This window comes from Nocardia sp. NPDC059764, from assembly GCF_042732555.1.
Taxonomy (GTDB): domain Bacteria; phylum Actinomycetota; class Actinomycetes; order Mycobacteriales; family Mycobacteriaceae; genus Nocardia.
On the sequence record NZ_JBHWHH010000059.1, the window covers coordinates 1 to 24,088 of the forward strand.

At 68.9% G+C, this 24,088-nt stretch carries 23 protein-coding genes and 1 pseudogene; 10 read left to right on the top strand and 14 right to left on the bottom strand.

The window, feature by feature from the left end; genetic code table 11:
* Nucleotides 1-97 precede the first annotated feature (97 nt).
* Nucleotides 98-1,489, bottom strand: a complete 1,392-nt coding sequence (locus tag ACFV4K_RS15570) for a glycine--tRNA ligase (RefSeq protein ID WP_357278584.1) — start codon at nucleotides 1,487-1,489, stop codon at nucleotides 98-100.
* A gap of 189 nt (nucleotides 1,490-1,678) precedes the next feature.
* Between ACFV4K_RS15570 and ACFV4K_RS15575 the strand changes: the two genes are divergently transcribed.
* From ACFV4K_RS15575 to ACFV4K_RS15590, 4 genes are all read left to right on the top strand, one after another.
* Nucleotides 1,679-2,515, top strand: a complete 837-nt coding sequence (locus tag ACFV4K_RS15575; protein WP_379275365.1) for a hypothetical protein — start codon at nucleotides 1,679-1,681, stop codon at nucleotides 2,513-2,515.
* An 80-nt stretch (nucleotides 2,516-2,595) separates the two neighbouring features.
* Entirely contained in the window at nucleotides 2,596-2,991 is a 396-nt protein-coding gene (locus tag ACFV4K_RS15580; protein ID WP_213560109.1) for a metalloregulator ArsR/SmtB family transcription factor, read from the top strand.
* Nucleotides 2,992-2,994: 3 nt separating this feature from the next.
* Nucleotides 2,995-3,408, top strand: coding sequence for a Fur family transcriptional regulator (locus tag ACFV4K_RS15585; protein ID WP_379094962.1), 414 nt, complete (start codon nucleotides 2,995-2,997; stop codon nucleotides 3,406-3,408).
* 105 nt (nucleotides 3,409-3,513) lie between these two features.
* Nucleotides 3,514-4,143: a TetR/AcrR family transcriptional regulator gene (locus tag ACFV4K_RS15590; RefSeq protein WP_379275366.1), complete on the top strand. Its 630-nt coding sequence runs from the start codon at nucleotides 3,514-3,516 to the stop codon at nucleotides 4,141-4,143.
* Nucleotides 4,144-4,166: 23 nt separating this feature from the next.
* Here ACFV4K_RS15590 and ACFV4K_RS15595 read toward each other — a convergent pair whose 3' ends face one another.
* The 3 genes from ACFV4K_RS15595 to recO all read right to left on the bottom strand — a co-directional run bounded on the left by ACFV4K_RS15595 (nucleotide 4,167) and on the right by recO (nucleotide 6,260).
* On the bottom strand, nucleotides 4,167-4,574 hold the full coding sequence (locus tag ACFV4K_RS15595) for a hypothetical protein (RefSeq protein ID WP_379275367.1): 408 nt from the start codon (nucleotides 4,572-4,574) through the stop codon (nucleotides 4,167-4,169).
* Nucleotides 4,571-5,365, bottom strand: a complete 795-nt coding sequence (locus tag ACFV4K_RS15600; protein ID WP_379275368.1) for an isoprenyl transferase — start codon at nucleotides 5,363-5,365, stop codon at nucleotides 4,571-4,573. Before ACFV4K_RS15600 ends, ACFV4K_RS15595 begins: the two co-directional genes overlap by 4 nt.
* A gap of 121 nt (nucleotides 5,366-5,486) precedes the next feature.
* Nucleotides 5,487-6,260 (bottom strand): DNA repair protein RecO, encoded by a 774-nt coding sequence (gene recO, locus ACFV4K_RS15605; RefSeq protein WP_379275370.1) that lies wholly within the window; start codon nucleotides 6,258-6,260, stop codon nucleotides 5,487-5,489.
* Nucleotides 6,261-6,686: 426 nt separating this feature from the next.
* On the opposite strand from recO, the gene ACFV4K_RS15610 reads away from it, so the two are divergent.
* Entirely contained in the window at nucleotides 6,687-8,102 is a 1,416-nt protein-coding gene (locus ACFV4K_RS15610) for an amidase (protein WP_379275372.1), read from the top strand.
* Between the two features lie 65 nt (nucleotides 8,103-8,167).
* On the opposite strand, the gene era is transcribed toward ACFV4K_RS15610, so the two are convergent.
* The 10 genes and pseudogenes from era to hemW all read right to left on the bottom strand — a co-directional run bounded on the left by era (nucleotide 8,168) and on the right by hemW (nucleotide 17,989).
* Entirely contained in the window at nucleotides 8,168-9,121 is a 954-nt protein-coding gene (gene era / locus ACFV4K_RS15615) for a GTPase Era (protein ID WP_379275373.1), read from the bottom strand.
* A 140-nt stretch (nucleotides 9,122-9,261) separates the two neighbouring features.
* Nucleotides 9,262-9,441, bottom strand: a pseudogene (locus ACFV4K_RS15620) (cytidine deaminase); the annotation flags it as partial.
* On the bottom strand, nucleotides 9,438-10,775 hold the full coding sequence (locus ACFV4K_RS15625) for a hemolysin family protein (RefSeq protein WP_379275375.1): 1,338 nt from the start codon (nucleotides 10,773-10,775) through the stop codon (nucleotides 9,438-9,440). The gene ACFV4K_RS15625 and the pseudogene ACFV4K_RS15620, both read right to left, overlap by 4 nt.
* Entirely contained in the window at nucleotides 10,772-11,329 is a 558-nt protein-coding gene (ybeY, locus tag ACFV4K_RS15630) for an rRNA maturation RNase YbeY (RefSeq protein WP_357004316.1), read from the bottom strand. Before ybeY ends, ACFV4K_RS15625 begins: the two co-directional genes overlap by 4 nt.
* Nucleotides 11,330-11,351: 22 nt before the next feature.
* Entirely contained in the window at nucleotides 11,352-12,410 is a 1,059-nt protein-coding gene (locus ACFV4K_RS15635) for a PhoH family protein (protein ID WP_379275411.1), read from the bottom strand.
* Between the two features lie 241 nt (nucleotides 12,411-12,651).
* On the bottom strand, nucleotides 12,652-13,392 hold the full coding sequence (locus ACFV4K_RS15640) for a 16S rRNA (uracil(1498)-N(3))-methyltransferase (protein ID WP_357086235.1): 741 nt from the start codon (nucleotides 13,390-13,392) through the stop codon (nucleotides 12,652-12,654).
* A 4-nt stretch (nucleotides 13,393-13,396) separates the two neighbouring features.
* Nucleotides 13,397-14,551: a molecular chaperone DnaJ gene (gene dnaJ / locus ACFV4K_RS15645; protein ID WP_357086237.1), complete on the bottom strand. Its 1,155-nt coding sequence runs from the start codon at nucleotides 14,549-14,551 to the stop codon at nucleotides 13,397-13,399.
* A 34-nt stretch (nucleotides 14,552-14,585) separates the two neighbouring features.
* Complete coding sequence (gene hrcA / locus ACFV4K_RS15650; RefSeq protein ID WP_357086239.1) at nucleotides 14,586-15,626, bottom strand: heat-inducible transcriptional repressor HrcA; 1,041 nt, start codon at nucleotides 15,624-15,626, stop codon at nucleotides 14,586-14,588.
* Between the two features lie 152 nt (nucleotides 15,627-15,778).
* Nucleotides 15,779-16,627, bottom strand: coding sequence for an alpha/beta fold hydrolase (locus tag ACFV4K_RS15655; RefSeq protein WP_379275378.1), 849 nt, complete (start codon nucleotides 16,625-16,627; stop codon nucleotides 15,779-15,781).
* Between the two features lie 111 nt (nucleotides 16,628-16,738).
* Entirely contained in the window at nucleotides 16,739-17,989 is a 1,251-nt protein-coding gene (gene hemW / locus ACFV4K_RS15660; protein ID WP_379275380.1) for a radical SAM family heme chaperone HemW, read from the bottom strand.
* A 156-nt stretch (nucleotides 17,990-18,145) separates the two neighbouring features.
* Between hemW and ACFV4K_RS15665 the strand changes: the two genes are divergently transcribed.
* From ACFV4K_RS15665 to ACFV4K_RS15685, 5 genes are all read left to right on the top strand, one after another.
* The gene (locus ACFV4K_RS15665; RefSeq protein ID WP_379275382.1) at nucleotides 18,146-19,009 is read left to right on the top strand and encodes an immunity 49 family protein; all 864 of its coding nucleotides are present in this window, start codon (nucleotides 18,146-18,148) and stop codon (nucleotides 19,007-19,009) included.
* Between the two features lie 400 nt (nucleotides 19,010-19,409).
* Nucleotides 19,410-21,152: a nitrite/sulfite reductase gene (locus ACFV4K_RS15670; RefSeq protein WP_379275383.1), complete on the top strand. Its 1,743-nt coding sequence runs from the start codon at nucleotides 19,410-19,412 to the stop codon at nucleotides 21,150-21,152.
* A gap of 30 nt (nucleotides 21,153-21,182) precedes the next feature.
* A complete protein-coding gene (locus tag ACFV4K_RS15675) occupies nucleotides 21,183-21,893 on the top strand; it encodes a phosphoadenylyl-sulfate reductase (RefSeq protein ID WP_379275385.1) in 711 nt (236 codons plus the stop codon).
* Nucleotides 21,872-22,798 carry a sulfate adenylyltransferase subunit CysD gene (gene cysD / locus ACFV4K_RS15680; RefSeq protein ID WP_357086249.1) on the top strand — a complete coding sequence of 309 codons (927 nt, stop codon included), beginning with the start codon at nucleotides 21,872-21,874 and terminating at the stop codon, nucleotides 22,796-22,798. Before ACFV4K_RS15675 ends, cysD begins: the two co-directional genes overlap by 22 nt.
* Complete coding sequence (locus ACFV4K_RS15685) at nucleotides 22,798-24,087, top strand: sulfate adenylyltransferase subunit 1 (RefSeq protein ID WP_379275387.1); 1,290 nt, start codon at nucleotides 22,798-22,800, stop codon at nucleotides 24,085-24,087. The genes cysD and ACFV4K_RS15685 overlap by 1 nt, the downstream gene beginning before the upstream one ends.
* Nucleotide 24,088 lies beyond the last annotated feature (1 nt).

Sequence of the window (24,088 nt, forward strand, 5' to 3'; positions counted from 1 at the left end):
GGTTTACCAAATTTCTCTATCACACTCCTATTTACAACCGTGGGTAATTATACAAAACACGGGTCCGTTTTTGCCCGTTTTTTTCTGGCAAGTGGGATCAGGCGCCGATGAGGCGCGCGGCCAGGTAGCCCTCCACCTGATCCAGGGCCACCCGCTCCTGGGCCATCGAGTCGCGTTCACGCACGGTGACGGCGTGATCCTCGAGCGTGTCGAAGTCGACCGTGATGCAGAACGGGGTGCCGATCTCGTCCTGACGACGGTAGCGGCGGCCGATGGCGCCGGCGTCGTCGAAGTCCACGTTCCAGTTCCGGCGCAGCTGCGCGGCCAGGTCCTTGGCCTTCGGCGACAGATCCGCGTTGCGCGACAACGGCAGTACGGCCGCCTTGACAGGAGCGAGCCGCGGATCGAGGCGCAGCGTGGTGCGATCCTCCACGCCGCCCTTGGCGGTCGGCACCTGCTCCACGTGGTACGCGTCGACCAGGAACGCCATCAGCGAACGGGTCAGACCGGCCGCGGGCTCGATGACGAACGGGGTGTACCGCTCACCGGTCTGCTGGTCGAAGTAGACCAGCTCCTTGCCCGAGTGCTCCGAGTGCGTCTTCAGGTCGAAGTCGGTGCGGTTGGCGACACCCTCGAGCTCGCCCCACTCGCTGCCGGCGAAGCGGAAGCGGTACTCGATGTCCACCGTGCGGGTGGAGTAGTGGGACAGCTTCTCCTTCGGGTGCTCGTACAGCCGCAGGTTCTCCGGGTCGATACCGAGGTCGGTGTACCAGGCCATGCGGGTGTCGATCCAGTACTGGTGCCACTGCTCGTCCTCGCCCGGCTTGACGAAGAACTCCATCTCCATCTGCTCGAACTCGCGGGTGCGGAAGATGAAGTTGCCCGGGGTGATCTCGTTGCGGAACGACTTGCCGATCTGCGCGATGCCGAACGGCGGCTTCTTGCGCGCGGTGGTGGCGACATTGTCGTAGTTGACGAAGATGCCCTGCGCGGTCTCCGGGCGCAGGTAGTGCATGCCCTCTTCGGACTCGACCGGGCCCAGGTAGGTCTTCAGCATCATGTTGAAGTCCTTGGGCTCGGTCCACTTGCCCACGGTGCCGCAGTCCGGGCACACGATGAGCTCCATGGACACCGAGTCCGGGTCGTCGAGCTTGTTCTTCTCGGCGTACGCCTCCTGCAGGTGGTCCTGCCGGTGCCGCTTGTGGCAGTTGAGGCATTCCACCAGCGGGTCGTTGAACACCGCGACGTGACCCGAGGCCACCCACACCTGACGCGGCAGGATGATCGAGGAGTCCAGACCGACCACGTCGTCGCGGCTGGTCACCATGGACCGCCACCACTGCCGCTTGATGTTCTCCTTGAGCTCCACGCCCAGCGGACCGTAATCCCAGGCCGACCTCGTTCCGCCGTAGATCTCACCGCTCGGGTACACGAGACCCCGACGCTTGGCGAGATTGGCGACGGTGTCCACCTTCGACTTGGGTGCCACTGAACAGTTCTCCATCCGTGTCCGGAAGATTGCAAAGGATTAGGTCCAGACTATCTGCCGCGAGCAACCCACTTTGCACCCACTGCCCCCACAAGCAGGGGATGCAGCCCTGATCACAACCGGCCATATTGGAACGAGGACACCGGTCGCGCGGGGGTGCGCGATCCACAACAGCACAGAGGTGGGGCCATGGCAACGTACGGGAGCAAGTACACGGTGGCGCTCGCGATCGCGGCGGTGACGCTGCTCGGCAGCGCCGTTCTGCTCAATCGTCTCCAGGCCCGCCCGGCGGACGACGCGAGTTCGACGATCGCCACGACCGCGCCCGTGGATCTGGCCCACCCGTTCGCCAACACCCCGACCGCCACCTGGTCCGAAGGCGCGGCCGGAATCCAGCCGCCCGCCGCCGCGCCGGTCGGGCGCTACTCGGCCGCGACCGTGACCGCGGCCACCGATCGCGTCAAACAGCTGATCGTCACCGCCCGGCTGGATCAGCACGTGCTCGAAACCCAGGACGCCGAACCGGTGCTGGCCCTGCTGGCCACCCACCAGGTCGAGGACATCCGGCCGAAGCTGAAGTCCGGGAACGCGGCGGACACCTGGTGGCTGACCGAGAAGCTGGCGCCCGGGTATCGGCTGCTGCCGGTCTCGCCGCGGGTCGAAGGGTCCATGACGGTGGGGCTGAACGGCAAGGGCGAGTTGGCGATTCGCACCGATTACTCGGTGGCGTACGCGTTCACGCCGCCGGACCGCACCGGGTACGGGGCGTTGGACATCGTCGCGATGGTGCGGCGGGTGGTCGAGTACGACTGGGTCGAGGACCCGACCTACGACGGCGGATCGCAGGGCATGTGGATCGGCGACGTCCAGGGCTTCGCGTATCCGGTCAACTGCTTCCTGGGGAAGAAGGGCTTCCTGGCCCCCAACTACGGCAATCCGCCGTCCTTCGGCGGCACGCCGGACAAGCATCGGCCCGAGTACTACTTCGATCGGTCCATGCCTATGCCCCAGGATGGCAACTGCTGAGGCGACGCGCCGACTTCATGTTTGACATGCGTACCCGTGCATATAAGAATGGCATCGGTTTCCAATAAGGAGTTGGTTCGATGACCACGGACAGCGGTGCGCCTCTGCGGCGCTCGCACGTCGCGACCGAGGCTCCGGCCGCGATCCCCCACGACGAGTATCCGTACCGGTCGCCGCAGCCGCCGGTGGTGCCGTCTCGCACCATTCTCGACTCCGCCGGGGAACTGTTGCGCGCCCTCGCGGCGCCGGTGCGCATAGCCATCGTGCTGCAGCTGCGGGAGTCGCCGCGCTGCGTGCACGAGCTCGTCGATACCCTCGGAGTGACCCAGCCGCTGATCAGTCAACACCTGCGGATCCTGAAATCCGCGGGGGTGGTGCGCGGTGAGCGCACCGGGCGCGAGGTCATCTACGAACTGGTCGACGAGCATCTCGCGCACATCGTCATCGACGCGGTCGCGCACGCCGAGGAAGGGTGACCCGTGGGAACAACCGAGAAGACGGTCGGGGTTCGCAGCACCCGCCAGCGCAGCGCCATCGCCGCTCTGCTGGCCGACATCGACGAATTCCGTTCCGCGCAGGAACTGCACGACGAACTCCGCAAACGCGGTGAGGGCATCGGCCTGACCACGGTCTACCGGACCCTGCAATCGCTGGCCGACGCCGGAATGGTCGACGTGCTGCGCACCGACACCGGCGAATCGGTGTACCGGCAGTGCTCGAGCGGGCACCACCATCACCTGGTCTGCCGCCGCTGCGGCAGCACCGTCGAGGTGGAGGGCCCCACCGTGGAAGCGTGGGCCGACTCGATCGCCGCCGAGCACGGATTCACCGATATCAGCCACACCATGGAAATCTTCGGCACCTGCCGCGAATGCTGCGCCGCGAAGGGCTGACCAGCCGGAATCCCGACTGGCCCACACAAATTCGCAACGGATGGGACAGGGCTGACATGGCATTGTCAGCTTGTTGAGAACGAATATTCGTTTTAATTTGGGCGCATGCCCAGAGTCAGCGATGCACACCTGGAACGCCGCAGACAACAGATACTCGACGCCGCACAGACCTGCTTCGCCCGCAAAGGCCTGCACGCCACCACCATGCAGGACGTCTTCGCCGAATCCGGGCTCTCCGCCGGAGCGGTCTACCGCTACTTCAAATCCAAGAACGACATCATCGAGGCCCTCGCCACCGAAGCCACCGTCGACCTGCGCGCCACCCTCTCCGAAGCCGTCTACAGCGACCCGCTACCCACGCCGCCCGCCCTGGTCCGGCTGATGAGCGAGGACATCGTCAAGCTCAGCGCCCCCGGCGGGCCCGTGCGGGTCATCCCCCAGGCCTGGGCGCTGGCCCTCACCGACGCCAATATCGCCGATTACGTGCGCACCAATATCCTCGGCTTCCGCCGCCTGTGGTTCGACTACGCCAATCGCATGCGCGACGCGGGCTGGTTCCCCCCGGACGCCGACACCGACGCCATCGCCAAGATCTTCCTCGGGCTGCTGCCCGGGATCATCCTGCAGCATCTCATTCTCGGCGACGCCGATCCCGACACCTTCGCGCGCGGCATCACCGAGATCCTGCCCGGCTATCGCGACGCCGCCGGAGAACCCGAAACCGCCCGGGCCTGAACCGATCCCGGGCGGCGACCCCGTCAGGGCAGCAGGCCCTGGCGGGCGCGGCCCGCACCGGAGAGCGTCAACAGCAGCAGGGTGGCCAGCGGCTCGTCCTCCAGCCCGGCGGCCGGGAAGGTGTAGCGCAGGATCACATCCGCCAGCTTGTCGCGCGACACCACGGTCAGCGTGCCGAACTGGAGCGCGGCATTGCGCTCGGCGACCCGCTTGTGCAGCTGCGGCTTCACCGGGCGGTCCCAGGCCAGAATGCACATGAGCGCCAGCACATCCAGGCCCGGCGACAGGTTCACCCCGCGCAGCGAGCACAGCGCGCCCTCGTATTCGAAACCGAGGGCGCCCTCCTCCTCGCGCACCTCCACGCCGTAGCGCAGCAGCAGCGCGCGGGCGCGGTCCTGCAATACCTCCGCGGGAGTGAGCTGATCGGTCACTTCACACCTCCGAAACGGCGGTCACGCTTGGCGTACTCCAGGCAGGCGTCCCAGAGATTGCGGCGATCGAAATCGGGGAAAAGCGTTTCCTGGAACACGAATTCGGCGTACGCGGCCTGCCAGATCAGAAAGTTGGAGCTGCGCAGCTCACCCGACGGGCGCAGGAACAGGTCCACGTCCGGCATATCGGGCTCGTCCAGGTACTGGGCGACGGTGGCCTCGGTGACCTTCTCTGGATCCAGCTCCCCCGCGGCCACCCGGCGCGCGATTTCCCGTGCGGCGTCGGCGATCTCGGCGCGGCCGCCGTAGTTGACGCACATGGTCAGAGTCATCACCGTATTGTCCTTGGTGAGCTCCTGCGCGACTTCCAATTCCTTGATCACGCTGCGCCACAGGCGCGGTCGCCGCCCGGCCCACCGCACCCGCACACCCAACTCGTGCATCTCGTCGCGACGGCGACGGATCACGTCACGGTTGAACCCCATCAGGAACCGGACCTCGTCCGGGCTGCGCCGCCAGTTCTCGGTGGAGAACGCGTACGCCGACAGCCACTTCACGCCCATCTCGATGCAGCCCTCGACGGTGTCCATGAGCACCGCCTCGCCGCGCTCGTGTCCCGCGGTGCGCGGCAGCCCGCGCTCCTGCGCCCACCGCCCGTTCCCGTCCATCACCAGCGCCACATGCCTGGGCACGAACTCCGCCGGAATCGCCGGCGGCTTCGCCCCCGACGGATGCGGCGACGGCGGCCGCACAACACGCTGCTCAGTCGATGACTTCCGGTTCCCGATCACGCCCCCATCCTGCCCGACGCGCCACAGCGCTGGACGCCGCCCACTGGATTCACACCGGACCTCCACACCGCCGACCCTCGTTCTCCGAATTCCGACACCGGACCGGCGGGTGTCCGACCGGTCAGCCGATGGCGGCTTCGGTGCGGGCGACGGCGTCGTGGGGGCGGGTGCGTTCGATGAGCGGGAGGGTGCGGAGCTGGCGTTCGAGGTGCCATTGCAGGTGGGCGGCGATGAGGCCGCTGGCCTGGCGGCGCATGGCGTCGGAGACGGCGTCGACGCCGGACCAGTCACCGCGGTTGAGGGCGCTCATGTGGTCGAGGACGCCGAGCATCGGGGTGGCCGCGCCGGGCGGACGGCAGTGCACGCAGACCGCGCCGCCGGCGGCGACGTGGAAGGCGCGGTGCGGGCCGGGGGTGGCGCAGCGGGCGCAGTCGTCGAGGGCGGGGGCCCAGCCCGCGAAACCCATGGCGCGCAACAGGAACGCGTCGAGGATCAGTTCGTGCGGGCGGTGGCCCAGGGCGATGGCGCGCAGGGCGCCCGCGGTGAGGGTGTGCAGACGGGCTGCGGGTGCGCCCTCCTCGCCCGCGAGGCGCTCGGCGGTTTCGAGGACCGCGCAGGCGGTGGTGTAGCGGCCGTAGTCGGCGACGATGTCGGCGGCGAAGGTCTCGACCGTGTGCACCTGGGTGACGGTGTCGAGATTGCGGCCGGGATGGAGCTGGATGTCGACGTAGGCGAACGGTTCCAGGCGGGCGCCGAACTTGGAGCGCGTGCGCCGCACACCCCGGGCTACCGCGCGCACCAGACCGTGCTGGCGGGTCAGGAGCGTGACGATACGGTCCGCCTCGCCCAGCTTGTGCTGGCGCAACACCACCGCATGATCCCGATACAACCGCACCGCAACAGTCTCGCACGCGGGACCGACCGGGCGGTGACGAGTCGCGGCGTGTATCGCGGCGGGGCGCGGTTAGAAGTTCGTTGGCCCGCGATTGGCGACTGAGACCAGGCTGAAACCCGCAAGGCAGAGCATTCGGACGCACCCATCGGAGGACTCCATGACGCGCCAGACTCCCGCCGCCGGATCGCGCTGGGCGGCCGTGCCGTCCGCGCCCCGATCGCTGCGCATCACCCCGCGGGCGGGCGGGGTTCCTCACAGCTGTACCGCCGTCCGGTCCCGGAGGGGTGGGCCGGACGGCGGTACGCCCGCGCACGAGCGACGCGGAGATCAGTAGGGCCGATGGCGGTCTTTCACAAACGCCAACTGTTGGACGTGTGACCAAAGTCGCGCTATGTTACTCCCCAGTACAAACGAGACGGGATTCACATGGCTTTGGCGGCGGTCGGCGAACTCGGCCTGACGGAACTCGCGGCGGCACTGGCCGCGGGCACGGTGACATCGGTCGAGGCGACCACGGCGGCGCTCGATCGCATCGAGGCCAGCCAGGGGGCGTTGAACGCCTTCCGGATCGTGCGCCGGGCCGAAGCCCTCGCCGAAGCCGCCGAGGCGGACCGCAAACTCGCCGCCGGACAACGGGAACCGCTGCTCGGGGTGCCGCTCGCCATCAAGGACGACACCGATCTGACCGGCACGCCAACGGCTTTCGGCTGCGGCGGCGACTTCCCGGCCGCGACCCAGGACGCCGAAGCGGTGCGCCGATTGCGCGCGGCGGGCGCGGTGATCATCGGCAAGACCAATACCTGTGAGCTCGGCCAACTGCCGTTCACCAGCGGAGACGCCTTCGGGCACACCACGAATCCGTGGAGCGCGGGCCACACCCCCGGCGGTTCGTCGGGCGGTTCCGCGGCGGCCGTCGCGGCCGGATTGGTGCCCGCCGCACTGGGTTCCGACGGCGCGGGCTCGGTCCGCATTCCCGCCGCCTGGAACAACCTGGTCGGCATCAAGCCCCAGCGCGGCCGCATCTCGACCTGGCCGCTGCCCGAAGCCTTCTACGGGCTCACCGTGAACGGCCCGCTCGCCCGCACCGTCGCCGACGCCGCGCTACTGCTCGACGCCGCCGCCGGACCGCATTCCGGCGACCTGCACACCCCGCCCGCGCTGCGCGCCTCCGACGCGGTCGGCCGGGATCCGGGCCGCCTGCGCATCGCGCTGTCGCTGCGCATCCCGTTCACCGCCACCAAGACCGCACTCGATCGCGAGGTCGAGGCGCGGGTGCACGCCACCGCCGCGACCCTGCGCCGCCTCGGCCACCAGGTCACCGTCGCCGACGTGCACTACGGCGTGCTGATGGGCGCGACCTTCCTGCCGCGGTCCATGGTCGGCATCCGCGAGGCCCTCGACCGGCTGCCCGGTGCGCAGGTCGACCCGCGCACCCACCACAACGCCACCGTCGGCCGCCTGCTGTCCCCGCTGCTGTTCGCCGCCCGCGCGGCGGAACCATTGCTGCGCAAGCAGACCGGCCGCATCTTCGACGACTTCGACCTGGTGCTGGCCCCCACCACCGCCACCCCGCCCCCGGGCGTCCGCGAGATCGACGGCATCGGCGCCTGGGCCACCGACGAACTCATCACCGCCGCCTGCCCCTACACCTGGCCGTGGAACGTGCTGGGCTGGCCCGCGGTGAACATCCCCTCCGGTTTCACCGCCGACGGGCTCCCGGTCGGCTCCCAGCTGATGGGTCCCGCCAACTCCGAGGAGCTGCTGGTTTCGGTTGCGGCCCAGCTGGAATCGGAACTCCAGTGGCACAAGGCCCGCCCGACGCCGTGGTGGCCGCAGTCCTAGAAACGCCGAATGGCACACCGGCGAGGGCAGATTCCCTCATCGGTGTGCCATTCGCATGACGCGGGTCAGAAGCCGAGCTTGCCCAGCTGCTTCGGGTCGCGCTGCCAGTCCTTGGCCACCTTCACGTGCAGGTGCAGGTAGATACGGGTGCCGAGGATGTGCTCGATCTGCTTGCGGGCGTTGGTGCCGACCTCCTTGAGGCGGGCGCCGCCCTTGCCGATGATGATGGCCTTCTGGCTCGGGCGCTCCACGTACAGCAGGGCGTGCACGTCGAGCATGCCCTCGGCGGAACGGCGGCCTTCGGTCTCGGTGTCGTCGTTCTCCTCGCGTTCGAGGACCTCCTCGATGACCACCGCGAGCGAGTGCGGGAGCTCGTCGCGCACGCCCTCCAGGGCGGCCTCGCGAATGAGCTCGGCCATCAGGACTTCCTCGGGCTCGTCGGTGAGCTCGCCGTCCGGGTAGAAGGCCGGGCCCTCGGGCATCTGCGAGGCGATGACGTCGATGAGCACCTCGACCTGCTCGCCCTTGACCGCGGACACCGGAACCACCTCGGCCTCGGGACCCAGCAGCTGGGAGACCGCCATCAACTGGTGCGCGACCTGGTCGCGGCTCACCTTGTCGATCTTGGTGACCACGCCCAGCAGGGTGGTCTTGGGCGCCATGGTCTTGATCTGCTCGACGATCCAGCGGTCACCGGGACCGATCTTCTCGTCGGCCGGAATGCAGACCGCGATCACGTCGACTTCCGAATACGTATCGCGCACCAGATCGTTGAGCCGCTGCCCGAGCAGGGTGCGCGGCCGGTGCAGACCGGGGGTGTCGACCAGGATCAGCTGCGCGTGGTCGCGGTGCACGATGCCGCGGATGGTGTGCCGGGTGGTCTGCGGCCGCGAGGAGGTGATGGCGATCTTCTGCCCCACCATGGCATTGGTCAGCGTGGACTTGCCGGTGTTCGGCCGGCCCACGAAACACACGAAGCCGGAACGGAATTCGCCGTCGGTGCTGCCCCGGCCGCTCATTCGAAGACCTCCGATTCGCTGTCCAGATCGAAGCCCGCCGGGACCTCGCGCGCGCCCGCGGCATTGTCCGCGGGCTGCCTCGCCGCGATGGGATTCTCGACGCCGTAGTCGCTGTCCCCTTCGAGCACGTCGAACACCGCGCCCTTGACGTCGCTGAAAATGACGCGCGCGGAAGGCGACACCTCACGCACGGCCGCCACACCGGGATCGGACAGCTTGCCCGCCACCACCACGGCCGCACCGCCGCGGCCGCCGGTGCGGCCCATCGCGCCGCGGGCGAGCACCCGCAGCTTGCCGTCCTCGGCGTCGAGCTCAATCATCGGCGTTCATCTCGGTCATCGGCCTCTCCATCGTCGTATGTGCCGCCCGGTTCCTGTTCCGCCGGTTCGATTCTCGTCTTCTCCTGGGCCTTGCGCACCACCACCGTGTGGATCCGCATGCGGCCGCGCGCGTCGGCCCCGCCCTCCCCCTTCAATTGCAAGCCCTGGACGACGGCCTTGGAGCCGGGCAGCGGGACACGGCCCAGGGCGTGCGCGAGCAGGCCGCCGACGGTGTCGACGTCCTCCTCCTCGATCTCGATGTCGAACAGTTCGCCCAGGTCGTCGACGGGCAGCCGGGCCGAGACCCGGAACTTGCCGGCGCCGATCTGCTCGATCGGCGCGATCTCGTCCTTGTCGTACTCGTCGGCGATCTCGCCCACGATCTCCTCGAGAATGTCCTCGATGGTGACCAGGCCCGCGATGCCGCCGTACTCGTCGACCAGCACCGCCATGTGATTGCGATGGCGCTGCATCTCGTCGAGCAGCGCGTCCAGCGGCTTGGAGTCGGGAATGAAGACGGCGGGCCGCATGACCTGGCGCACCTTCACCTTCCGGCTCCGATCCGCGTACGGGACAAGGTCTTTCAGGTAGACGACGCCGAGAACATCGTCGACGTTCTCCCCGATCACCGGAATCCGCGAATGGCCCGACCGCACCGCCAGCGACATGGCCTGCGCCGCGGTCTTGTCCGCCTCGATCCACACCATCTCGGTGCGCGGCACCATGACCTCGCGCGCCGGGGTGGAGTCGAGTTCGAAGACCGACTGGATCATGCGCGCCTCGTCGGCGTCCACCACGCCGCGCTCGCCCGCCAGATCCACCACTTCGCGCAGTTCGATCTCGGAGGCGAAGGGGCCGTTGCGGAATCCCTTACCGGGGGTGATCGCATTACCGATCAGGATGAGCAGGCGGCTGATCGGGCCCAGCAGCGAGCCGATGGCCTGCAACGGCAGCGACGCGCCCAGCGCCAGCGAGTAGGCGTGCTGCCGGCCCAGCGTGCGCGGGCCGACACCGATCACCACATAGTCGACCAGCACCATGACCGCCGCGGTGATCAGCAGCGCAAGCGCCTCGCCCAGCCAGTCCAGCAGCACGGCCGCCAGCAACACCGTTGCCGTGATCTCGCACGTAAGGCGCAGCAGCACCATGAGATTCACATAGCGCGGCCGATCCGCGATGATGCGCGCCAGCCGCGCCGCCCCGGTCCGCTCCACGCGCACCAGATCCTCGACGCGCGCGGGCGAAATGGTGTTCAGCGCCGAATCCAGCGCCGCGAACACCCCGCCGGCCGGGACCAGGACGATCGCCAGCAGCAGCAGAACGAATGAATTCACGCCGGGCCCAGCGGATCACCGGTGGTGTCGGTGAATCCGGTCTTGCCCAGCAGCCGCTGGTCGCGCTCGGCCAGCTCGGCGCGGCGCATCTCCTGCCGCACGTTCTCGTACCAGCCCTCCAGCAGGGAGGCCTGCAACGCGAACATCTCCTTCTCCTCCTCCGGCTCGGCATGGTCGTAGCCGAGGAGGTGCAGGACGCCGTGCACGGTCAGCAGCGCCAGCTCGTGATCCATGGAGTGCCCGGCCTTCTCGGCCTGCTGGGCCGCGAACTCCGGACAGAGCACGATGTCACCGAGCATGGAGGGGCCGGGCTCGGCGGCATCGGGCCGCCCGCCCGGCTCCAGCTCGTCCATGGGGAACGACATGACGTCGGTCGGACCCGGTAGGTCCATCCAGCGCATGTGCAGATCCGCCATGGTGTCGAGATCGACCAGCACCATCGACAGCTCGGCCGCCGGATGGACGTCCATCTGACCGATGACGAACCGCGCGACGCTGACCAGTTCTTCTTCGGATACCTCGATACCCGATTCGTTGGCGATCTCGATACTCACCCGATCAGCGTAGTGGTCGAGTTCAGTGCCGGTCTCCCCGGCTCGCGGCACGTCGCTGCGCCCGATTGCCCGGATAGTGGACCGCCGCCGGCGGCCGCGTCTCCGACTCGTACCGGTCATAGGCGTCCACGATCGCCCCGACCAGGCGGTGACGCACCACATCGGCGCTGGTGAGCTCGGAGACATGGATGTCATCGACGCTGTGCAGGATCTCCGTCGCCGCCCGCAGACCCGACCGCGCGCCGGACGGCAGGTCGACCTGCGAGACATCTCCGGTCACCACTATCTTGGAACCGAAGCCCAAGCGGGTGAGGAACATCTTCATCTGCTCGGCGGTCGTGTTCTGCGCCTCATCCAGAATGATGAACGAATCATTGAGGCTGCGTCCGCGCATGTAGGCCAGCGGCGCGACCTCGATGACGCCGGCCTGCATGAGCTTCGGGATCGCCTCGGGATCCATCATGTCGTGCAGGGCGTCGTAGAGGGGGCGCAGGTACGGGTCGATCTTCTCGTTGAGGGTGCCCGGCAGGAAGCCCAGCCGCTCGCCCGCCTCGACCGCGGGCCGGGTCAGGATGATGCGGTTGACCTGCTTGGTCTGCAACGCCTGCACGGCCTTGGCCATGGCGAGGTAGGTCTTGCCGGTACCGGCCGGGCCGACGCCGAAGACGATGGTGTGCGCGTCGATGGCGTCGACGTAGCGCTTCTGGTTCAGCGTCTTGGGCCGGATGGTCTTGCCGCGCCGGGACAGGATGTCCAGGCTGAGCACCTCCGCCGGGGAGTCCGAGGAACCCTCGGTGAGCATGGAGTAGGTGTGCCGCACCGCTTCGGGCGTGACCACCCGGTTGCGTGCGGTCAACGCGACCAGCTGGGCCACCACGCGCTCGGCCAGCGCCACATCGGCCGGTTTGCCGGTCAGGGTGACGGAGTTGCCGCGGACGTGGATGTCGGCATCGAGGAGGCGCTCGAGTTCACGCAGGTTCTCATCAGCCGAACCCAGGAATCCGAACACCGATTCCGGCGCCAATTCGATGCTCGAACGAACGGTCCGCCCCGCCGGTCCGGAACCGTCGACACCGCCGATGCGGGCAGTGGAAGTGCTCTGATCGCCGATTTCGCCTGGTGTTCTCAAAAGTGGCTATGGCCTGCTTTCCGGTCTCGAAGCCGTCGTCGTTGACAGAAGTTTACCGCCGCCCACCGACACCGCCCAGTGAATAAGCGGCTACCAGCAGGCATAACGCCGCGCTGACACGCAACTGCCGCTGCGCCGAATCCATTCCGTGGCGAACTCGACGGGATCGATGCCCCGGCACGCGGGGCGAGCGCTACCAGCGCGGGGTGAGAGCGCCCAGCGCGCCCAGGGCGACGGCCGCGGCGGTGGAGGTGCGCAGCACCGTGGGGCCGAGGAGCACGATGTCGGCTCCGGCTTCGGCGAGGGCCTTCAGCTCGGAGTCGTCCAGGCCGCCCTCGGGGCCGACGATGAGGATGATCTCGGGCACCCCGTCGAAAGACATTTCGGTCAAACGGGATTCGCCGGACTCGTGCAGGGCGGCCACCAGCGCGCCCTGCGCCTTGGCCGAGCGCACCAGTTCCAGCAGGTCCTTGGTGCCGTGCAGCTCCGCCACATCCGGGATATAGGCGCGCCGCGACTGGCGGGCGGCCTGCTTGGCGGCGGCGCGCCACTTCTCGACGCCCTTGCGGGCCTTGGACTCCCAGTTGGAGACGCAGCGCAGCGCCTGCCACGGGACGATGGCGTCGGCGCCCGCCTCGGTCATCAGCTCGACCGCCAGTTCCGAACGGTCGGACTTGGGCAGCGCCTGGACCACCGTCACCTGCGGGGTCCAGGGCGCGGCCGCGCGCTTGGACAGGACCTTCAGCTCGAGACGATCCTTCTGGGCCGCAACCACTTCCGAATCGGCGAGGATCCCGTGCCCGTCGGACAGCGTGATCGGCTCCCCCACCCGGATGCGGCGCACCGTGGCGGCGTGGCGGCCCTCGGGGCCGTCCAGCACCGCGGTCGCACCCGGTTCGGGGATCTCGTCGAGGTAGAAGACGGTGGCGGCCAAGGGATCAGCGTCCGCTGAAGGAGGCGCGCAGCCGGGCGAACAGGCCCGAGTTGTGCTCGGACTGCGCCGACAGCACCTCGGTGTGCTCGTTGGCCCGCATGCCCTTGTACTTGCGCAGCAGGTCCGACTGCTTGGCGTCGAGCTTGGTCGGCACCACGATGTCGAGGTGCGCGATCAGGTCGCCGCGAGAGTTGGCGCGCAGCTTGGGCATTCCGTGGCCGCGCAGCACCGACGCCTCGCCGGGCTGGGTGCCCGCCGGGATGGTCAGCTCGACCGGGCCGTCGAGGATGGTGTCGATGACGACCGTGGTGCCCAGCGCCGCGTCCACCATGGGAACCCGGATGGTGCAGTGCAGGTCGTCGCCGTCACGCACGAAAGTGTCGTGCGGCTGCTCCACGATCTCCACGTACAGATCGCCGGCGGGACCGCCGCCCGGGCCGACCTCGCCCTGGGCCGCGAGACGCACCCGCATGCCGTTGGCCACACCGGCCGGGATCGGCGCGGCGATCTCGCGGCGCGAACGCACGCGGCCGTCGCCGCCGCACTTGCGGCAGGGGTCCGGAATCGTCTCGCCCGCGCCCCGGCAGGTGGGGCAGGGACGCGAGGTCATGACCTGGCCGAGGAAGGACCGCTGCACGGTCTGCACCTCGCCCGCGCCGCCACAGGTCTCACAGCGCACCGGCTTGGAGTTGCCGTTGGTGCCCGAACCCTGGCACAGGTCGCAGAGGATGGCGGTGTCGACGGTCAGGTGCTTGGTGACGCCGACCGCGCATTCCTGCAGCGAAAGCCGGGTCCGCAGCAGCGAATCCGCGCCCGGCTGCACGCGACCGCGCGGCTTGCGGGTGCCGCCGGAGGCGTTCATGCCGCCGAAGAACGCCTCGAAGACGTCGCCGAGGCCGCCGAAGCCCGCGCCCGAGAAGCCGCCGCCCATGCCGCCGCCGGATTCCATCGGGTCGCCGCCGAGGTCGACGATGCGCCGCTTCTCCGGGTCCGACAGCACCTCGTAGGCCGTGGAGACCTCGCGGAACTTCTCCTGGGCCTCCGGCTCCGGATTCACGTCGGGATGCAGTTCGCGGGCCAGCTTCCGGTAGGCGCGCTTGATCTCCTGGTCGGTCGCACCCCGTGCGACTCCGAGCAGTGCGTAATAGTCCCGTGCCACGTGCGTCTCTAGTCCTGTTTCGTCTCGTGCTTGCTCACCGTTCGGCGAGCACCTCACCGATGTACCGGGCGACGGCCGCCACCGAGGCAATGGTCCCCGGATAGTCCATGCGGGTCGGCCCCAGCACCCCCATACCTCCGAGCACCGTACCGGTCAGCCCGTAACCGGTGGACACCACGGCCGTCCCGCGCATCTGTTCGACCTTGGTCTCCTCACCGATCTGCACCGTCACGGTACCCGGCTGCTGCGCCGCGGCCAGCAGCTTCAACACGATCACCTGCTCCTCGAGCGCCTCCAGAACGGTGCGCAGGGAGCCCGGGAAGCCGTTGCCGGGGAAGTCGGAGGCATTGCGGGTGAGGTTGGCGGTGCCGCCCAGCACGAGGCGTTCCTCCGCGTGCTCGACGAGGGTCTCGACCAGCACGGTGGACACCCGGACCAGCACGTCGCGCAGCTTGCCCGGGGAATGCTCGGGCAGTTCGGCCACCGCCGCGGAGGCCGCGGCCAGGCGCTTGCCCTCCATCGCCTTGCCGAGCATGCCGCGCAGCGCGGCCAGATCCTCGTCGCTGATCAGATTGCCCAGATCGACCAGGCGCTGATCGACCCGGCCGGTGTCGGTGATCACCACCAGCAGCAGTCGCGCCGGATTGAGCGCGACCACCTCGATGTGCCGCACGGTCGACGCCGACACCGTCGGGTACTGGACCATGGCGACCTGCCGGGTCAGTTGCGCGAGCAGCCGGACCCCGCGGCGCAGCACGTCGTCGAGGTCGACGCCGCTCTCCAGGAATTCCATGATGGCCCGGCGTTCCGGGCCGGACAGCGGCTTCACCTCGGAGATGTGATCGACGAACTGCCGGTAGCCCTTGTCGGTCGGGATGCGGCCGGACGAGGTGTGCGGCTGGGCGATGTAGCCCTCGGCCTCGAGCACCGCCATGTCGTTGCGGACCGTCGCGCTGGACACGCCGAGATTGTGGCGCTCCACCAGGGTCTTGGACCCGATCGGCTCCTTGGTCGCGATGTAGTCCGCGACGATGGCCCGCAGGACCTCGAGCCGTCGCTGCTCAGTGCTCGACATGATGGCCCCACCTCCTCGCTCGCCTCGGGCACGCCTGGCGCGTCCCCGAGCCTTCCGCGGCGGGACACTCGGCGCCGGCCATACGGAATTCCCGGATTATCCACTCCAGGATAGTGGGCGTCGCACAGCTCGCCGTACGACCGCCCGCACGCTCACCGCCCGGCGGCGGCCTCCACCATGGCCGCCACGTCGGCCGGGTGCGAGACCAGCCCGGCGTGCGAGGCGTCGATCGAGGAGACGTGGGCGTTCATGCGCTCGGCCATATCCCATTGGGAGGCGGGCGGAATCACCCGGTCGGCGGTGGACACCAGGTACCAGCTCGGCGTCGAGGCCCACGACGGCGCGCCCGAGGCCTCGAGGTTGGCGGACAGGGCGAGCGAATGCTGGCGGGCGGCCATGTCCGCGGCGATCGCCGGATCGACGTCCTGGGCGAATACCTCGGGGAAGCGGGCCGGGTCGACGTAGGCGTCCAGGTTCTTGCCCGCGATGCCCTGCGGGTCGTCGACGGCCTTCAGCCGCAGCGCGAGGGTGAGCTGCGAGCCCGGGTACCGGATCGGATTCAGTTCCAGCAGTGCGGCTTCGCCCTGCACGGGCGCGAAAGCGGAGATGTAGACCAGGGATTCGACCTCGGGGTCGTGCACATTGCTGATCACGGTGCCGCCGTAGGAGTGCCCGACCAGCACGATCGGACCGGTGATGCCGTCGAGGGTGCGCTGGATCGCGGCCGCGTCGTACGCGGGACCGCGCAGCGGGTTGTCCGGCGTCACGACGGGGTAGCCGTCCGCGCGCAGCCGCGCGGCGACGCCGTCCCAGCTGGAGGAGTCGGCGAAAGCACCATGCACCAGCACCACGGTGGGCAGGTCAGCGGCGGTGGCCGATCCGACGGTGAGCGGGCTGGCAGCGAGCGTCAGGGCCGCGGCCGCGCCGAATGTCGCGTGAGCGACGCGTCGGGGACGGGCGCTGTTCGGGAGCTCGACGGGTCGCATCAGTGGCTTCACCATGAGGTGTCCTCGGGCCGAAGGTGTCGATCCTGACCGGTGCTGCGCAATCTCCGGTGAACAATTTAGTCCCGACCAGGCTGCTTCACTCGCGGTTGGCCGAATCCGTCCGGCTCAGGTCAGCAGGGTGCGGACGACGCCGTCGGCGAGCAGTCGGCCGCGGTCGGTGAGGATCAGGTGGTCGCCGGCCCGCTCGGCCAGACCGTCCGCGATCACGCGCTCGGCGGCGGCCCGGCCGTCCGCGTCGAGATCGGCCAGCGGCAGACCGGTGCGCAGCCGCACGGTCAGCATGACGCGCTCGGTGTAGCGCTCCTCGTCGGTGAGCGACTCCCAGCCCGCCGCGGGCAGCGCACCCGTGGTGACCCGATCCGCGTAGCGCGCAGGGTGTTTCACGTTCCACCAGCGGGTGCCGCCGACGTGGCTGTGCGCGCCCGGGCCCGCGCCGAGCCAGTCGCCGCCGTCCCAGTAGCCGAGGTTGTGACGGCAGCGGCCCGCGTCGGAGGCAGCCCAGTTGGAGACCTCGTACCAGTGCAGTCCCGCCGCGGTCAGGCGGGTGTCGATGCGTTCGTAGCGGGCGGCCAGCACGTCGTCGTCGGGGGCGGGCAGTTCGCCGCGGCGGACGCGGCGGGCCAGCGCGGTGCCGTCCTCCACGATCAGCGAGTAGGCCGAGACGTGGTCCACGCCCGCGGACAGCACGGCGTCGAGGCTGGCGTCCAGATCGGCGTCGGATTCGCCGGGGGTGCCGTAGATGAGGTCCAGGTTGACGTGGTCGAAGCCCGCCGCGCGGGCTTCCCGCGCGGCCGCCACCGCCCGGCCCGGCGTGTGGGTGCGATCCAGGATCTTCAGCACGTGCTGTGCCGCCGACTGCATGCCCAGCGAGATCCGGGTGTACCCGGCCGCGCGCAGCCGCTCGAAGAACTCCGGCGAGGTCGATTCCGGATTGGACTCGGTGGTCACCTCCGCGCCGGGCGCGAGGGTGAAGTTGTCGCGGATGGCGTCGAGCACCCCGGCCAGGCCGTCACCGCCGAGCAGCGACGGCGTGCCGCCGCCCACGAACACCGTCTCGACCGCCGGCGTCGCCGAGGGCAGCGCGTCGAATTCCCGTGCCGCCGTGGCCAGCTCGCCGCGCAGCGCCTCGAACCAGGACTGCGGCGAGGACGAGGAGCCCAGCTCCCCCGCCGTGTAGGTGTTGAAGTCGCAGTACCCGCAGCGGGTGGCGCAGAACGGCACGTGGATGTAGATCCCGAACGGCCCGCCCCCGAAGTCGCGCAGCACGGGCGCGGCGGAGTCGTCCGCGGCGGCCGGGCCGGTGGTCTGTTCGGGAGCAGTCGAGGTCACCCGTTCAGTGTGACCGGTTGCCCGCATCACAGCGCACCCGGTGGCGGCCGGTCCGGCGGCGCTCCCGGGTCCGGGCGGGACGGCCGCGTTCCCGCCGGGCGGCGCCGGGTGAATCCGGGTACATTCCAAGGGATTTCGGCGGGCCGGGTGCGATCTGGTCCGCGTGCGGACAGGGACGAGCCGATGATCGAGGTGCCGCGGCACGAGATCGACGCCAAGTCGATCAGGGAAGTGGACGAGGGGTCGGTGGCCCCGGTGGTCTACCGGGCGCGGCGGCCGGTGCGGCCGGATGGGCCGAACTTCTCGCGGTCCATGGACGGGGTGCTGCTGGCCACCATGCTGCTGCCGGATCCGGCCGCGCAGCGGTCGCGGACCTGGTATTTCGCCCATTCGACCGAGCAGACGGTGACCCGCCGGTTCCGCGCGGACGGCATCGAGTCCGGCTTCGACCGCCATGACAAGGTGGCGGGCTGGCGGGCGGCGTTCTGGTGGACGCTCATCGCCCGCGACGCCGAGGCCATGGCCGAGCTGGTCGACTATCCGATCGACCGGCTGCGCGAGTTCGGCGACGACGCCTTCGACGACTTCCAGTACGAGTGGGTGCGCCTGCTGCAGACCGCGTGGCGGTACGGGCCGAGGAGCGTCTACGAGGCGGCCTGGGCGTTGGACACCACCAGCCGCGTGGGCGCGCAGGGCGTCACCGACCTGCTGTTCCGCCCGGCCGTGGAGGTGTTCATCCGGCTGGCCGACGGCGATTCCGAGGGCTTCGACCGCGAGCTGACCCACGCGCTGCGACGGCATCGGGCGTTCTTCGACAACGACGTGTGGCGCAACGATCCCGAGGGCGTGTTCTCGCTGCCGCTGCTGGGCCTGGCCTGCTGGGCCCGGGACCTGGGCTATCGGACGGCCGTCCGCTCGGAGTACCTACCGGCCGGATTCATCGATCGGCCGGATTGGATGTTCTCCCCGGAACTGGGTGACGAGCTGGCCCGCCTCGCCGCCGCGAAGGCCCGCCTGACCGCGGCCGAAGCCGATCGCGCGTCCTAGACTCGCCCCGAATCACCGAGGCATTCACACCGAATCGTTCAGGTCAACCGTCCAAGTGATTTGCCCGGTGTTGATCTATGATGCCCGTCACAAATCGGACAATGTATCCAGGGGATTTCCCGGAAAACTGCGGAAAATTAGATCGGGCAGTCGGAACGACCCTTCTGACGTGGCACAATAAGCCCCATGACTGGACTTGGAGTACGACTCGTGGCGCGTCGCCATGTCGACTTCAAGCGTGTCTGCAGCGCGAGCTGTCTGTCCGGAAGCCTCCGGTAGATCGGCTCCCATTCTCCCGGAATCCGGCGTCTCCCTGACGCCGTATAGAGCCGGTTCTCTGATATCGGAGGCGTGAGCCAGCCCCTCCCGCCTGCCCGCAAGACCTTCAGGAGCGACCCCCATGACGTCGAGCACCGACGCCACCAGTTCCGATACGCCGCAAACTGTGCCCGATTCGGCGCAGCCCGTCCGGCGTGAGCGCACGGCCCGTCCGGTGAAGCGCAAGTCGGAGGGCCAGTGGGCGCTCGGCTACCGCGAGCCGCTCAATGCCAACGAGCAGTCCAAGAAGGACGACAACCCGCTCAACGTACGCGCCCGCATCGAGAACATCTACTCGAAGCAGGGTTTCGACTCGATCGACAAGAGCGACCTGCGCGGCCGCATGCGCTGGTGGGGTCTCTACACCCAGCGTGAGCAGGGCTACGACGGCACCTACACCGGCGACGAGAACATCGACCTGCTCGAGGCCCGCTACTTCATGATGCGGGTGCGGTGCGACGCGGGCGCGCTGAACCTCGCCCAGCTGCGCACCCTCGCGGGCATCTCCACCGAGTTCGGCCGCGACACCGCCGACCTGTCCGACCGCGAGAACGTCCAGTACCACTGGATCGAGATCGAGAACGTGCCGGAGATCTGGCGTCGCCTCGAAGCGGTCGGCCTGCAGACCACCGAGGCGTGCGGCGACTGCCCGCGTGTCGTGCTGGGTTCGCCGCTGGCCGGTGAGTCGCTCACCGAGATCCTCGACCCGACCCCGGCCATCGACGAGATCGTCAAGCGCTACATCGGCAAGAAGGAATACTCCAACCTGCCGCGCAAGTTCAAGACCGCCATCTCCGGCCAGCAGGACGTGGTCCACGAGATCAACGACGTCGCCTTCGTGGGCGTCGTTCACCCCGAGCACGGGCCCGGCCTGGACCTGTGGGTCGGCGGCGGCCTGTCCACCAACCCGATGCTGGCCCAGCGCCTGGGCGCGTGGGTGCCGCTCGACGAGGTTCCGGACGTGTGGGAAGCGGTCGTCTCGCTGTTCCGCGACTACGGCTACCGCCGCCTGCGCACCAAGGCCCGCCTCAAGTTCCTGGTCAAGGACTGGGGTGTGGAGAAGTTCCGTCAGGTGCTCGAGGACGAGTACCTGAAGCGCAAGCTGATCGACGGCCCCGCGCCGGCGCAGCCGGAGCGCCCGATCGACCACATCGGGGTGCAGAAGCTGCGCAACGGCCTCAACGCCATCGGCTTCTCCCCCATCGCCGGTCGCGTGTCGGGCACCATCCTGACCCAGGTCGCCGACGCCGTCGAGGCGGTCGGTTCGGACCGGGTGCGTTTCACCCCCTACCAGAAGCTCATCGTCCTCGACGTCCCCGACGACAAGGTCGAGCAGCTGATCGACGCGCTGGAACCGCTGGGCCTGCACGGCCGTCCGTCCATCTGGCGGCGGAACCTGCTGGCGTGCAGCGGCATCGAGTTCTGCAAGCTGTCCTTCACCGAGACCCGCAAGCGCTCGCAGGTGCTGGCGCCCGAGCTCGAGCAGCGGCTCGCGGACATCAACGCGCAGCTCGACGTCCCGATCACGATCAATATCAACGGCTGCCCCAACTCCTGCGGCCGGTCCCAGATCGCCGACATCGGCTTCAAGGGCCAGCTCGTCGACGACGGTGACGGGAATCAGATCGAGGGCTTCCAGGTTCACCTCGGAGGCAGCCTGGGACTCGACTCCGGCTTCGGCCGGAAGTTGCGCCAGCACAAGGTCACCAGCGAGGAACTGGGCGACTACATCGAGCGCGTGGTGCGCAACTTCGTGAAAAACCGGGACGAGGGTGAGCGTTTCGCGGTGTGGGCTGTTCGTGCCGATGAAGCAGACCTGCGGTAGTTGGGAGCTGTATCAATGAAGGACGCATCCATGACCACAACGAAACTCGCCGAGTCCGAGCTGCGCGCCCTGGTCGAGAAGGGCAATGCCGAGCTGGGCCCGAACGCGACCGCGCAGGAACTGCTGCAGTGGACCGAGGACACCTTCGGCTCCAACTACATCGTCGCCTCGAACATGCAGGACGCGGTGCTGGTGCAGCTGGCCGCGCAGGTCCGCGCCGGCGTGGACGTGCTGTTCCTCGACACCGGCTACCACTTCGCCGAGACCATCGGCACCCGTGACGCGGTCGAGCTGGTGTACGGCGTGAACATCGTCAACGTGCGGCCCGAAACCACTGTCGCCGAACAGGATCAGCTGCTCGGCAAGGACCTGTTCGCGCGGGACGCCGCGGAATGCTGCCGCCTGCGCAAGGTGGTCCCCCTGAAGAAGTCCCTCGTCGGATACAACGCCTGGGTGACCGGCATCCGTCGAGTGGAGGCGCCGACTCGCGCCAACGCACCCCTCATCTCCTACGACGAGGGCTTCGGCCTGGTGAAGATCAATCCGATCGCCGCCTGGTCCGATGACGAGATGGCGGCCTACATCGAGGCCAACGGCATTCTCGTCAATCCCCTTGTGGAAGAGGGCTATCCCTCCATCGGTTGCGCTCCGTGCACGCGGAAGCCGGAACCGGGATCCGACGCGCGATCCGGCCGCTGGGCCGGGCTCGCCAAGACCGAATGCGGGTTGCACGCCTCATGACCTCACTCGAGACTGAATTCGACACCCTGGCCGCGCTCGAATCCGAGTCCATCCACATCTTCCGTGAGGTGGCAGGCGAATTCGAGCGGCCGGTGATCCTCTTCTCCGGCGGCAAGGACTCCACCGTCCTGCTGCACCTGGCGATCAAGGCCTTCTGGCCGGCGCCGCTGCCGTTCGCGCTGCTGCACGTGGACACCGGGCACAACCTGCCCGAGGTCCTCGCGTTCCGCGACAAGGTGGTCGAGAAGTACGGCCTGCGACTGCATGTCGCCTCGGTCGAGGACTACCTCGCCGACGGCCGCCTGACCGAGCGCCCCGACGGCATCCGCAACCCGTTGCAGACGGTGCCGCTGCTGGACGCCATCAACGAGAACCGCTTCGACGCGGTCTTCGGCGGCGGCCGCCGCGACGAGGAGCGTTCGCGCGCCAAGGAGCGCATCTTCTCGCTGCGCGACGCCTTCGGCCGCTGGGACCCCAAGCGTCAGCGTCCCGAGCTGTGGAACCTGTACAACGGCCGCCACGCTCCGGGCGAGCACGTGCGCGTGTTCCCCATCTCCAACTGGACCGAGCTCGACATCTGGCGCTACATCGCCCGCGAGGACGTGGAGCTGGCCAGCATCTACTACGCCCACGAGCGCCCGGTGTACCAGCGCGATGGCATGTGGATGACCCCCGGCGTGTGGGGCGGTCCGGCCGAGGGTGAGGAGCTGCTGGTCAAGTCGGTGCGCTACCGCACCGTCGGCGACGGATCCACCACCGGCGCCATCATTTCCGACGCCGCCGACAATGACGCGATTCTCGCCGAGGTCGCCGCGTCCCGGCTCACCGAGCGTGGCGCGACCCGAGGAGACGACCGTGTCTCCGAGGCCGCCATGGAAGACCGCAAGCGAGAGGGTTACTTCTGATGTCCGACCTGTTGAGACTGGCCACCGCCGGATCGGTCGACGACGGCAAGTCCACCCTGGTCGGCCGGCTGCTGTACGACACGAAGTCCGTGCTCGCGGATCAGATCGACGCCGTCACCCGCGCGTCGGTCGACAAGGGTCTGTCGACTCCGGACCTGTCGCTGCTGGTGGACGGCCTGCGCGCCGAGCGCGAGCAGGGCATCACCATTGACGTGGCGTACCGCTACTTCGCCACGCCCCAGCGGTCTTTCGTGCTCGCCGACACCCCGGGCCACGTCCAGTACACCCGCAACACGGTGTCGGGCGCGTCGACGGCGCAGCTGGTGATCCTGCTGGTCGACGCCCGCAAGGGCGTCATCGAGCAGACCCGCCGCCACGCCGCCGTCATGGCGCTGCTGGGCGTGCCGAAGCTGGTGCTGGCCGTCAACAAGATCGACCTGGTGGACGATCCGGCCGGCGTCTTCGAGAAGATCACCTCCGAATTCGGTGAGCTGACCGCCAAACTCGGCTGGGCTCCCGAGGACATCCAGGAGATCCCGGTGTCCGCGCTGCACGGCGACAATGTCGCCTCGCGGTCGGAGAACACCCCGTACTACACCGGTCCCTCGCTCATTGAGCACCTGGAGTCGGTGCCGGTGGACGCGGACGCGCACGGCCGCCACGAGATCGGGCTGCGCTTCCCGGTGCAGTACGTGATCCGGCCCCGCACCGCCGAATACCCCGACTACCGCGGCTACGCGGGTCAGGTCGCGGCGGGCCTGGTGTCCAAGGGCGACGAGGTCGTGGTGCTTCCCTCCGGCACCCGCACCACGGTCGAGCGCATCGATACCCCCAACGGTGAACTCGCCTCGGCGCAGCCGGGCCGCAGCGTCACCCTGGTGCTGGCCGACGATGTGGACGTCTCGCGCGGTGACGTGATCGCCGCCGCCGAGGGCGCTCCCGAGCCGATCGACGCCTTCGACGCCACCGTCTGCTGGCTCGGCGACAAGCCGCTGCGTCCGGGCGCGCGCCTGCTGCTCAAGCACGGCACCCGCACCACGCAGGCCATCGTCGGCGCGCTCATCGAGCGGTTCGACGAGCAGCACCTGGCCGCCGACCCGAACCCGGAGTCGCTGTCGCTCAACGACATCGGCCGCATCTCGGTGCGCGTGGCCGACCCGATCGTGGCCGACGACTACAGCGTCAACCGCCACACCGGCTCGTTCCTGCTGATCGACCCCGCGGGCGGCAACACCCTGGCCGCGGGCCTGGTCGGCGACGCGCTGACCGCGGTCGAAGTCGGAGCCTGAC